Annotated in this window: 8 protein-coding genes; 3 read left to right on the top strand and 5 right to left on the bottom strand. The window is 48.1% G+C overall.

Translation table 11 applies throughout. The features are described from left to right. Positions 1 to 202 precede the first annotated feature (202 nt). The 5 genes from D515_RS09055 to D515_RS09035 all read right to left on the bottom strand — a co-directional run bounded on the left by D515_RS09055 (position 203) and on the right by D515_RS09035 (position 6315). Positions 203 to 724: a protein disulfide oxidoreductase gene (locus tag D515_RS09055; RefSeq protein ID WP_002537928.1), complete on the bottom strand. Its 522-nt coding sequence runs from the start codon at positions 722 to 724 to the stop codon at positions 203 to 205. 4 nt (positions 725 to 728) lie between these two features. Then, positions 729 to 2831 (bottom strand): protein-disulfide reductase DsbD family protein, encoded by a 2103-nt coding sequence (locus D515_RS09050; RefSeq protein WP_039849828.1) that lies wholly within the window; start codon positions 2829 to 2831, stop codon positions 729 to 731. A 168-nt stretch (positions 2832 to 2999) separates the two neighbouring features. Beyond that, positions 3000 to 3896, bottom strand: coding sequence for a protein translocase subunit SecF (secF, locus tag D515_RS09045; protein ID WP_002537927.1), 897 nt, complete (start codon positions 3894 to 3896; stop codon positions 3000 to 3002). Positions 3897 to 3898: 2 nt separating this feature from the next. After that, the gene (gene secD / locus D515_RS09040; protein ID WP_083939860.1) at positions 3899 to 5737 is read right to left on the bottom strand and encodes a protein translocase subunit SecD; all 1839 of its coding nucleotides are present in this window, start codon (positions 5735 to 5737) and stop codon (positions 3899 to 3901) included. 113 nt (positions 5738 to 5850) lie between these two features. Further along, positions 5851 to 6315: a hypothetical protein gene (locus D515_RS09035; protein ID WP_051997489.1), complete on the bottom strand. Its 465-nt coding sequence runs from the start codon at positions 6313 to 6315 to the stop codon at positions 5851 to 5853. A 154-nt stretch (positions 6316 to 6469) separates the two neighbouring features. On the opposite strand from D515_RS09035, the gene ligA reads away from it, so the two are divergent. The 3 genes from ligA to gltX all read left to right on the top strand — a co-directional run bounded on the left by ligA (position 6470) and on the right by gltX (position 12313). Continuing rightward, on the top strand, positions 6470 to 8482 hold the full coding sequence (gene ligA, locus D515_RS09030) for an NAD-dependent DNA ligase LigA (RefSeq protein WP_002537924.1): 2013 nt from the start codon (positions 6470 to 6472) through the stop codon (positions 8480 to 8482). A gap of 532 nt (positions 8483 to 9014) precedes the next feature. Beyond that, complete coding sequence (locus D515_RS09025; RefSeq protein ID WP_002537923.1) at positions 9015 to 10301, top strand: hypothetical protein; 1287 nt, start codon at positions 9015 to 9017, stop codon at positions 10299 to 10301. Between the two features lie 590 nt (positions 10302 to 10891). Then, positions 10892 to 12313 carry a glutamate--tRNA ligase gene (gene gltX, locus D515_RS09020; RefSeq protein ID WP_002537922.1) on the top strand — a complete coding sequence of 474 codons (1422 nt, stop codon included), beginning with the start codon at positions 10892 to 10894 and terminating at the stop codon, positions 12311 to 12313. Positions 12314 to 12478: the final 165 nt, after the last annotated feature.

The following is a 12478-nucleotide window of genomic DNA, read 5'->3' as shown; positions in this document are numbered from 1 at the left end:
TTTTGTTGCTTTTTTGTTATTACACACTGATTTGGTTGAAAATTAGGCGGCGGGATTTTGTCGGTTTCTACAAATTAAAGGTGGCTCGAAAAAGGTTTTCTGATTTTTCATAGATATGAAAAATGCCCGGCATGATTAGGAATTCATGTCACTAATCAATGGCCGGGTATTTTGTTTGAAAAGTGCCTGTGAAAGCGATGGGTTAAGCCAACCAAAGGCGAGCCAATAAACCGGGTGGGGTGGTGATACCGGTGGTGATAGATGCGATTTTGCCGCCTTTAACAATCACGATGGTCGGCGTCGCGCGCACGCCCCACATACCTGACAATGATCCTCGCTCATCATTGATGGTGGCGAATTTTAGGTCGTGATGTTGAAGGTAGGCCGCAACACGATCATTTGAGCCTGAGGTGATCGCAACTGAGACGACCTCATGATCCTCCGCTAACAAGTCAACAGTTGGCGTCACAAATTTGCATGCGCCACACCACGTGGCCCAAAAGTACAAAACCACGGGCTTGTCTTCACTCAGGGCGACTAAATCTATGGTTTCACCTGACAGATCCTGTAAGGCAACATTTGGCAACTGCTCGTTCGGCATGTCCTGACTGCGCCAAAGATCCACAGCGAATGAAACAATGGAAAACAAGATCACCAGTGTCAGGATTTCCTTTATCCAGAATCCGGGCTGTTTCCATTTACTCTTGTCTTTTGGAGTGTCCATGGTTTCAACCTCCTTTAGCATGATTGATGGCACGAATGATATCTTCACTAGACAGCACGACAGGAAGCGGGATGCCTTCTGGCGCCGCTGGGCCATAAACAATATTGAAAGGCACACCATAGCGGCCGTATTTACGCAGATAGTCAGTCACATAACCGTTGGGAGAAGTCCAATCACCCTGAAATGTCACCATATCTTCGGCTTGAAGTCTGGAGTAGACGGGCTCTTGCAGTAAAACACCAATTTTGTTCGCTTTGCAGGTGATACACCAATCTGCAGTGACATCCACAAACACGGTGTTTTCTGCTTTCACTTCTTGCGCTATCTGCGATTCATCGAGCTTTTTCCACGCTAAATCAGGTGGCAGAGGCGTCACCCATTTAGAGGCTGTAAGGCTTGCAATTACCAGCGTCACAGCCGTCAGAAAAATGCCCACGCCACTGATGATCACTGCTGTTTTTTTACCGTGAACTTTGTGGGTTCTGGTGATGAAAAAGGCAATGACGATGAAGCTCAGGATGATAAGCCAAAGCAGCGATAAATGATTGGCCAGCAATGTCAGTAGCCAGACGCTGGTTGCAAGCATCATAAAGCCAAATAACCACTTCACTCGGTTCATCCAGGGGCCTGGCTTTGGCAATTTCGCTGCTAGGGAAGGCATTGCGGCAACGAGTAACCAAGGCAGCGCCATACCGACAGCTAGCGCGGAGAAAATCGCAAACAGGGTTGGCGTTGATGCGGTTAGAGCAAACGCAACCGCGGTACCAAGAAACGGTGCAGAACACGGGGTTGCAAGTAATGTGGCAAACATGCCTTGTGTAAAGTGCCCGACATAGGAGTTATCTCCCCGGGCTGCCAACCAGGTATTCGCCGAAGAGGGCAGTCTGATCTCGAATAATCCCAACATGTTGGCAGCAAACAGCATCGTAATCGCCACCATCACACCGATAAACAGCGGGCTTTGGAATTGAATGCCCCAACCGATCGCGTTTCCAGTGAGTTTGAGAGTGAGTAGGAAAGCAGCGAGTAGCCAAAATGAAAACAAGATACCCGCCGCTGAGGCAAGAAATTGCTTACGTATTTGTACTTTCGCCAGACCCTGAGCGGTGATCACGCTGCTGAGCTTGAGACCAAGTACCGGCAACACACAAGGCATGATATTAAGAATAAGGCCACCTAGCAGGGCGAAGGCAATGGCAGATGCAAAGGAAAAGCCCGGTACTGACTCAACAATGGTGCCCGCCTTTGCCGTGATTTTCTGTTCAGCCAGAAAATCTTTGTCAATAAATGTGATGGTCACCATTTCATCGGCCAACGCAGGCTGTTTCATCCAACTGCTGGCGGAGTAGGTAGCGGTGACGGTCTGGCCATTCACTGAGATTGTCGGCACAGAAAAAGCTACATCGGTTAGTGCGTCCGAACTGCCATCAACAATGATATCGGGTGATTGCCAATCGATGACTTTACTTGCGGAAACTTGCAGTTGCTGTTTTGTATCATCCCATATGGCGCTGATATTTTTCAGTTGAGGTGATGCTTTAGGGACTTGGCTAGCGGCCTGCGCATGCGTGTGCAGCAACTCTGCATTGGGTTTTAGATTGTTTGGTATAAATGCCAGTTCAAACTCGTAGTCCGTGAGCACACACACTGTGGTACAGGAAGAGACCGTTAAGGTACCTGCAAAGTTTGCTGGTTTGTTGATGTTATCAACGTATAGCGTGATGGGAAAAATGATATCGCCTGTGTAGCCCAGCGTATCAATACCCAACAAATCGAAGCGTTGTGGAGCAGGCCATTGCCAGTCCACATCTTTGATGTTCTCTGATGCTTGCCAATTTAGACTCGGCGCAACGCCGCCTTCTCCGGGGGAGCGCCAGTAGGTTTTCCAGTTGCCGGAGAGGTTGATTTCCAGAAAGCCTTCAACGGCGTTGGTTGATTCATTGGCATTGCCAGTCAGCGCAACGCGGGCTTTGACCGGTAGGTGAGCAGGGTTTGTTAGCCATCCGGTATCCGGTGTCTGGGCTTTCACTGTTAGCGACAAAAAAAACATCAAAGCAAGTAAAGCGATGATTAATAGAGAGCTCTTGATTGAAGTGTGGTGATACATGGCCTAAAAATTTGATCCAATTTTGCACAGCATTCTGTTGAGCGCGCTGACAGATTGCAAGCGGCAGGAATACCTAATATGTAAGTGACCGTGTTCGTTAGACATTGATTACAGGATGATGGAGTGGGTATAAAAAAGCCCGCAGAAGCGGGCTTGGAATTTAAGGCTTTATGGTGCGTCAGACACCGGTGTTGGCATGTAATGTTCGGGTCGCAGATTCGTCATTTCCGGAATAATGGTGGCGACCGTCATGGTTGACCAGGTGCCGGCGACAATACCGATAAACATGGTGATGGAGAAACCATATAGTGGCTCTCCCCCCAACAGCCACAGTGACCCCACTGAAATCAGTGTGGTTCCTGAAGTGATGAGAGTGCGGGACATAGTAGAAGCAATCGCGCGGTTGTTGAGCTCTGCAATTGGCAAGGTCACGTTCGCTTTCAGCAGTTCCCTGATCCGGTCAGAGATGATGATGGAATCATTCAGGGAGTAACCCAGCACCGCCAAGAGTGCTGCCAACACTGTCAGGTTGAACTCCATTCCTGTGATAGAGAAAAAGCCCAGCAGGAGAACGACGTCATGTACCAGTGCCAAGAGTGCGCCGGATGCCAGTCGCCACTCGAAGCGGAAACTCAGGTAACCCAGAATCACCAACAGAGTAATAAGCACGGCCAATCCTCCTTGCTCTGCCAGTTCTTGACCGACTTGTGGGCCGACCAGACTGACGTTAATCATCTCGACAGTTTGAGAGAAAGACTCAAGGATAGGCTTGAGCTCAGGCTGCTCACTCAATTTCTCCGGCGCGGCGTAACGAAGTACCCAATCACCGGCTTCTCCGGCTGACACCACGGTCACAGGCTGTTTGAGCGCAGCTTCCAATTTGTCTTGAATTTGGTTGGCAGTCAGCGTTGAGTCCAGTTGAACTTCACTGATCATACCGCCGGTAAAATCGAGGCCGAAATTGAGGCCCTTGGTGCTCAAGGTAAAGATAGAAAGCACCATGAGTACACAGGAAATCAGGCTGCCAATACGGCGAAGTTTTGTTGCGTTTTTCATCGTAATCATTGTTATACCCTCACACCGCGACGTGAATCTCTACCCCAAACCAGATTGATCACTGCGCGAGACGCGAAGATTCCGGTAAACATACTGGTCAACAAACCTAAGCCCAATGTCAGAGCAAAACCTTGGATAGGGCCATTACCAATGGCATATAAGGTTGCAGCAGAGATAAGTGTGGTGATGTTGGAGTCGAGGATAGTGGCGAACGCACTGCTGAAACCCAAATCAATCGACTGAGCCAGACTTCTTCCTTCACGGACTTTCTCTTTAATACGTTCGAAGATAAGTACGTTGGTATCCACTGCCATACCGACGGTAAGCACTAGTCCAGCGATACCCGGCAGCGTAAGTACTGCCCCAGGAAGTAGGGCAATCAGACCCAGTAGCATTACCATATTGACGACAAGGGCGAGGTTTGCCACCCAGCCAAGCTTGCGGTACCACACAGCCATAAACAGCAGGGTTAAACCCATCCCCATTGCCAGTGCCGCAAAGCCGTTTTGAATGTTTTCAGCACCCAAAGAAGGACCAATGGTGCGTTCTTCAACGATGGTTACTGGTGCGGTGAGAGAGCCGGCACGCAGCAATAGCGCTAAATCCTGTGCTTCAGGCAGGGTACCGACGCCGGTAATGCGGAAACGGTTACCCAGTTGGGACTGAATGGTCGCCACGCTGATGATGGACGTTTCTTGCTCAGTTTTACCTTCTGCATTGCGGCTGTATTCGCTGTAAGCTGTCGCCATAGGTTTGCCGATATGCTGCGCTGAGAAGTCAGACATTTTTTTACCGCCGGTTGAATCCAGCGAAATGTTCACTTCCGGCATGCCCATTTCACCCATGCTGGCGCGCGCATCGACAATGTGCTCACCTGATAGAACCGGTTTGCGGTTAACGTGCACCGGGCGACCGTTTTGCTCTGGGATCACCATAGAGCCAGGTTTGTAATCACTTACCACTTCATAGAACGCAAGGCTTGCAGTTGCGCCAATCACGTTTTTGGCGGCGGCTGGGTCTTGAACGCCTGGCAGTTCGATGCGGATGCGGTGTTCGCCCTGACGTTGAACAGCTGCTTCTGTGATGCCGAGCTCCTCAATACGAGAGCGCATGGTTTGCAGGTTCTGTTGCACAGTTAGGTTAGTGAGTGTTTGCTTTTCCGCTTCTTTCAAACTCATTGTCAGGGTGTTGTCACCGCTACCTTTTACTTCCCATTGCGGATATTGCTCGCGGAGGAATTGGCGCAGTTCGCCTTCAGAAGCACTGGATGGTGCAACGATTTTTAAGTCACTATCGGCATTAACCTGAACGCGCACACCACGGACACGAAGCTCGCGCGCGTGCTCGCGGACCGCATCAGCGGCTTGTGTTGCATGAGCATGGAAAACTTGCTGCATGTCGACATCCAGCAGGAATTGCACGCCGCCGCGAAGGTCAAGACCAAGCTTGATTGGCTTGAAACCCATCTCCAGTAGCCAAGCTGGTGCTGCTGGCACCATGGCTAGTGTCACGGTGTCATCTTCCGGCATACGTTTTGCCAAAATCTGCTTAGCCGCATTTTGTTGCGATGCTTCGCTGAGCACCACGGTGGTTTTATTGCCTTGTTGGTCAATACGTGTCACGGCGACATCTTTGTTATCCAGGATGCTTTTGATCGCGACAGCCGATGGCGTATTCCCTTTGTGGGAAATCATGATAGCCGGGCTTTCGCCAAACCAAGACGGCAGGGCGCTGAACAGCATAATGATGATGGTGGTGATCAGCACCACGTATTTCCATGCAGGATAGTGGTTTAACAGGGTCGCTCGGCCTGTTCTCTTTGGCTTAGTATTTTGAGTGTTTTTTTGCATAGCTCTCGCTCGTCACCGCAAAACATTTACGGCAAATACGTCAAATCTTTAGTCCACTGGTTAGTGAGTGGGCGTGTTTAGTGCGCCGATGGAAGTCAGCTTGGATTTGAAGTTCAGGCTTGAGCTTGAGAAATGAACCGGTATTGCAGGTTGGAATCTTTCCAGCCAGCGATACGGTGTCTGGTCGCTGGGGGAGAGCGAGTCCAGTCGTGCCAGTGGCTGAATGTGTCGTCGTAATGATAGTAATCAAGCAAAGTGGCAACGTTTGCCAGCTCGATAACCAGCTCATATTCAGGTTCAGTGTTGGCAAGCCTTTCTGGCAGCCATGAGCCGTTTCTGAGTAAGGTGGATAGGCTTGGTGTTAGCGATTTGGCGGGCGCCCGGTGCTCAGCATTTAATGAAGTGAGCGCATCTTGTGATGAAGTTTGCGCTTCATGGTGAGTGACCACCAGACAGTTTGAGTGAGCGCTGTGTGTGTCGACAGAGTCTGCCGCGAATGATGGCAGCGAAAAAAAGACAAGCAGCAACGTGAGCAAAGTGCCCAAACTGCCGTTGTGTCTTAATGCGTTACCCTTCATGGTGTCACTCAATGATAAATCTGACAGCATCATAATCGCATGGATGCACTATCAACAAGCGGTATTTTCGCGCCTTGTGGGAGTTCGGGTATACTGGCTCACATTCTCAATATCCAAGCCACTAAAAAGTGGTGAAGCAAACTAGGCAGCATTGATGACCACGGAAATTCAACAAAAACTGCAGTCGCTGAAAACGCAGCTTAACTATCACGGCCACCTTTACTACGTCGAAGACAAACCCGAACTTCCGGATGCGGAATATGATCGCATGATGCAGGAGTTGCTGGCGATAGAAGCTGAGCACCCAGAGCTAGTGATGGCAGATTCACCAAGCCAGCGTGTTGGTGGTGCACCATTGGGTGCGTTTGAGCAAGTTCGCCACGAAATTCCAATGTTGTCTCTGGATAACGCCTTTGATGATGAAGAGCTAGAAGCGTTTGAAAAGCGCATGAAGGACAGGCTAAACATCTCAGGTGATTTTATTTTCAGCTGTGAACCTAAGCTGGATGGCCTGGCAGTGAGCTTGATGTATGAGAATGGTGTTCTGGTGCAAGCCGCTACCCGTGGTGACGGTGCTACGGGGGAGAACATCACTCACAATGTCCGTACCATCCGCAATGTTCCCTTGCAGCTTCAAGGGGAAGGCTGGCCTCAGCGTTTGGAAGTGCGTGGCGAAGTCTTTATGCCTAAGGAAGGCTTTGAAAAACTTAACGAAAAAAACATCAAAAAAGGTGAAAAAGCATTTGCGAACCCTCGCAATGCCGCGGCTGGAAGCCTTCGTCAGCTAGATCCAAAAATTACCGCAACCCGTCCCCTTCGTTTCTATGCCTACTCAGTGGGTGTGATGTCCGAAGTGTTTGGTGATTCCCATATCGGTCGTTTAGAACAACTGAAAATCTGGGGCATTCCACTCAGTCCAGAAGTCAAAAAAGTCGAAGGCATCGAAAACGTCAAAGCTTACTATCAAGATATCGGCGCGCGTCGCAATGACTTGCCGTATGAAATTGACGGTGTGGTGATCAAAGTTGACGCCATTGATACCCAAGAGCGTTTAGGTTTCGTCGCCCGAGCACCGCGCTGGGCCATTGCCTATAAGTTCCCTGCTCAGGAAGAAATCACAGTACTGCAAGATGTCGAATTTCAGGTTGGCCGTACCGGTGCTATTACGCCGGTTGCTAAGCTGGAGCCCGTGTTTGTCGGTGGGGTAACCGTTTCCAACGCCACACTTCATAACGCTGATGAGATCGCACGTCTTGGCGTAAAAATTGGCGATACCGTCATTATTCGCCGTGCTGGTGATGTGATCCCACAAATCGTCAGCGTAGTGGATAGCCGTCGCCCTGATGATGCAAAAGATGTGGTTTTCCCAGATGCTTGTCCAGTTTGCCAATCTCATGTTGAACGCGTTGAAGGAGAAGCAGTTGCTCGCTGTACCGGTGGTTTGATTTGCCGTGCACAACGCAAAGAGGCTATTAAGCACTTTTCTTCCCGAAAAGCACTGGATATCGATGGGCTTGGCGACAAGATAGTTGAGCAGCTAATTGAAAAAGAGCTGATCACCACACCCGCGGATTTGTTCAAGCTTACAGCGGGTCAAGTGACCATGCTCGACCGTATGGGGCCAAAATCCGCACAAAACCTCGTGGATGCACTGGCTAAAGCTAAAGAAACCACACTGGCTCGCTTTATTTACTCTCTAGGCATCAGGGAAGTAGGAGAGGCAACGGCAGCAAACCTGGCGAACCACTTCTTCACCTTCGACGCGATTCGAGAAGCGAAAGAAGAACAGTTAGTCGAAGTGCAGGATGTGGGCATCATTGTCGCTAAACATGTGGTGAATTTCTTTAATGAAGAGCACAACAAAGAAGTGATTGATGCCTTGCTGGAAAGTGGTATTACCTGGCCTGCCATTGAACAGCGAGACGAAAATGAACCTCAACCATTGGCGGGTAAAATTGTTGTTCTGACAGGAACCCTCTCACAAATGTCCCGCAATGATGCAAAGGCAGCCCTTCAAGCGTTAGGTGCGAAAGTGACGGGCAGCGTTTCTGCAAAAACCGATCTCTTGATTGCTGGTGAAGCCGCCGGCTCTAAGTTGGCTAAAGCCCAGCAACTTGGCATTGAAATTCTGGATGAAGACGGAATGGTGAGATTGCTGTCACGTTAATTTCATTAAATACCAATCCTCCACAAACGCCAGCATCATGCTGGCGTTTTTTTATGCCCCGCCCCTAGCGCTTTTGCGATCCAATTCAGATATTTCACGAGGTGAAATTTGACCATTAAAACGACTGGAAATTCATTTTTATGTCTCGAAAATGAATATGTGATAACGATCTCAATACAGTGTTTTTTAGTATTTTTACTGACCGCAAATAATTACAAGTGGTTGTTTTTTAATGTCTTATGTTTTTATTTTTATGTATTTGTCTAAATAAGGGATCTCGATCACGAACATGGATGGAACTTTGCACCGAGTCATATTTTTTTAATAACAAATAAAGTTCTCGTTGATGTTTTTTCAGGTGAAAGTAGTCTGAGACTCATCGGTTGAGGGAGAGTTCAATCGGTGACAAAAAATCTAAAGCGATGAAATTGAGTCGTTTTAGAAAATCGAATAAACGAGTCATTGCTACGGCGGCCAACCATAACGGCGATGATTCGGAATTCTGAAAAATCCCTTTTAGGAGTTATTTTCCATGGAAAAACGTTCAACCATTTTCAAAGTGTCTGCTTTGACTGCAGCAATCCTAGGTGTTGCGGCAATGCCAGCACAAGCTGCTACTGAAAGTGCAGCTGGTGATCAGTACGTAGAGAAACTGAATGAGTTTCTTGAAGGCGCTTCTTTGTCGACTGTTGTTGTTTCTGACACGCGCTACCGCCACCGTAAAATTGGTGCAGACGCTGAGTGGACTGAAAACCTCAACTACAGCGATTGGAACTTAGGTGTTAACTTCTCATCTGGTTATGCTGGTGCGATTGGCGTTGACCTTGGTGGTTACCTGGGTGGTTCTCTTTACAACAACGGCGCATGTAACGAAATCGTTCTGTGTGACGGCTGGGGTGGTCAAGACACTCAAGGTACTTTCAAGGCGACTAAAGCTGCAATCAAGTTTAAAACTGATTCTATTCGCGGTGACATCGGCCTGACCCAAATGGGTGTTGGTACCATCGGTAACGTTTGGTCTTTCGTACCAGGTACTTACCGCGGTGGTAAAGCATTCGTTGACCTGAACGGCTGGACTCTGGGCTACGGTTTTGCAGATCAACACACTGCACCTTGGTGGGAAACTGTTCAAAGAACACCACAAGAAAAACAAGCGTTTGACTTCCTTCACTCTGTAGGTCTTGTTGGTGCTGTTGGTGATGTTTCTGTAGACCTGGGTGTTGGTCAAGCTAACCTGGCAAACGGTGGCTCAGACGATAGCTCTACTTCTTACGCAGCTAAGTTTAACTACGCTGCTGACGGTTGGAGCCTGGGTTACGGTATCTACGCTGTAAACGACAAGTCTACTTACGATGGTCTTGGTGCTCACCATGGTATCCAGTTCGCAATGCCTCTGGGTGATGTGAAGTGGGACTCTCAAGTTCGTTACACTCACACCAAGAACTCTGCAGAGTTCTCTCCACGTACTGTTCGTGCATACGGTTCGAACAACGGTACTTGGCAGCAGTGGTGGGATGCACTGTCAGACTGGAACCAAGACAGCCAAATCGCTTGGTACAACCGCTTCAACTTCGACCTGGGTGAAGGTTGGTTTGCCTACGCAGGTGTAGCTCTGTCTGACATCAGCGAAGAGCAAGTTGATTTTGACGCTGAGTACGCAGTTAACGGTACTATCGGTTACTCTGTACCAAATGGTTCACTGAAAGGTTCTACCATTCGTTTCCACGCGACTCACCTTGAGCGCGACATGAAAGACAACTCAGATTACGCTCGCCAGGACTTCCGTCTGCAAGTAATCATCCCTTACAACTTCCTGTAAGAATTACGCCTAATGGAAAGCCCTCGCACTTGCGGGGGCTTTTTGTATTTGTCGATAATGCTCCACATTGTGAGGCTGGCTGGAATTAATCACCTGATTTGAAAAGAAAAAAAAAATGCTTATTTTTGTCACAAAAAAAACAACCTGTTCTATTCTCAAATTGCGAGCAATATCACGCAATAGGAGAAATTTAGATGCGTATTTTAAAAACAGTTGTGATGTTATCTGTGATTTTGGCTTCAAGTATGGGAGCAGCCCAAGCGAGTAGCTCAAAAGCTGGCCCTACTCTCTGGGAAAGACCATGCATTATCAACGGTGAATCAACAATGATGCCTCCCGTTCTTTGTAGAGGCCGAGGCGGAGAAGTGCCAGCCCCATATAAATATGAGATGTAACCTTCTCATCCATATGCTTTGAAAGCCCCGATGTCCCGATCGGGGCTTTCCTATTTCTCATCCCTAATTTTCCTTTTGAAAGGCAGCCGCCCAGAAACTTTCAGACGTTGTCCTGACTGCGCTCACAGCATACAATAGCGCCCTATCGGAAATCCCTCCGTTCTATTCAATCACGCTGAACGTTATAGGATTAACATGACTGTTAAAACTCGTTTTGCTCCAAGCCCAACAGGCTTCTTGCATGTAGGTGGTGCGCGTACTGCACTGTATTCTTGGCTCTGTGCCAAACACACTGGTGGTGAATTTGTTCTTCGTATCGAAGACACTGACCTAGAGCGCTCAACCCAAGAAGCTATCGATGCCATCATTGAAGGCATGGAGTGGCTGGGACTTGATTGGGATGAAGGTCCGTACTATCAAACCAAGCGCTTTGATCGTTACAACGAAGTTGTTGATCAGTTACTAGCAGAAGATAAAGCATACAAATGTTATGCGCCAAAAGAGCTGCTGGATGAAATCCGCGAAGAGCAAATGGCTGCCGGTGTAAAGCCGCGTTATGATGCAGGCCATCCTAAAGTGGTCGCAGCGAATGAAGCGGCGACAGAAGACTCACCATTTTGTATTCGTTTCCGAAACCCTAAAGAAGGCTCTGTGGTTTTTGATGACAAAATTCGTGGCCGTATCGAAATTGCAAACAGTGAGTTAGATGATCTGATTATCCGCCGAACTGATGGTAGCCCGACATACAATTTCTGTGTGGTCATTGATGACTGGGATATGGGTATTACTCAGGTTGTTCGTGGTGAAGATCACATCAACAATACTCCTCGCCAAATCAACATTTACAAAGCCATTGGTGCGGCAGTACCAGAGTTCGCACATTGCTCAATGATTCTGGGTGATGACGGCGCGAAGCTCTCTAAACGCCATGGCGCAGTGAGTGTGATGCAGTACCGAGATGACGGTTACCTTCCACAGGCACTGCTGAATTACCTTGTTCGCTTGGGATGGTCTCACGGTGATCAGGAAATCTTCTCTCTAGATGAAATGATTCAGTTGTTTAATCTTGAGTCGGTTAGTAAGTCAGCATCTGCATTCAACACAGATAAACTGCTTTGGTTGAACAATCATTACATCAAGACGTCTGAGCCAGATTATGTAGCGAAATACCTGCAGTGGCATCTTGATGCTAAAGAGATTGATGTTAGTAACGGCCCGGCTATCACTGATGTGATAAAGCTTGTTGGTGAGCGATGCAACACTCTGATCGAACTGGCTGAACAATGTCGCTATTTTTATCAAGACTTCGAAGAGTTTGAAGCGGGTGCTGCGAAAAAGCATCTTCGTCCTGTGGCAAAAGAAGCTTTAGAGTTGGCACTAAGTAAAGCTGAGTCTATTGAAGAGTGGAACACTGAAAACCTCCACCAACTTATCGCTGACGTTTGCAGTGAGCTCGAGTTAGGGATGGGTAAAGTGGGTATGCCACTTCGTGTTGCGGTAACAGGCCAGGGTCAGTCACCATCAGTTGATGCGGTAATGAATCTGATTGGTAAAGCTCGTGTTGTTTCCCGTATCAAACAAGCTTTAGAGTTTATCGCACAGCGTGAAGCTCAGTAACAACAATCGAGAATTGGACTCATAACCATTGAGCCCCTGATTTCTTCAGGGGCTTTTTCTTTGCTGATAGGTTGAATAAGTGTGATTTTCATCAGAAAGAAATGAGAATCAGATCAATATATGACGCTTTATCTATTTCTCTTTTTGAGGATAAGGCTCCTTTTT

The organism is Grimontia indica (genome assembly GCF_000333895.2).
In the GTDB taxonomy this organism is placed as follows: Bacteria; Pseudomonadota; Gammaproteobacteria; order Enterobacterales; family Vibrionaceae; genus Enterovibrio; species Enterovibrio indicus.
Note: the sequence above shows the minus strand (reverse complement) of the source record. Positions and strands in the feature narration are given on the sequence as shown.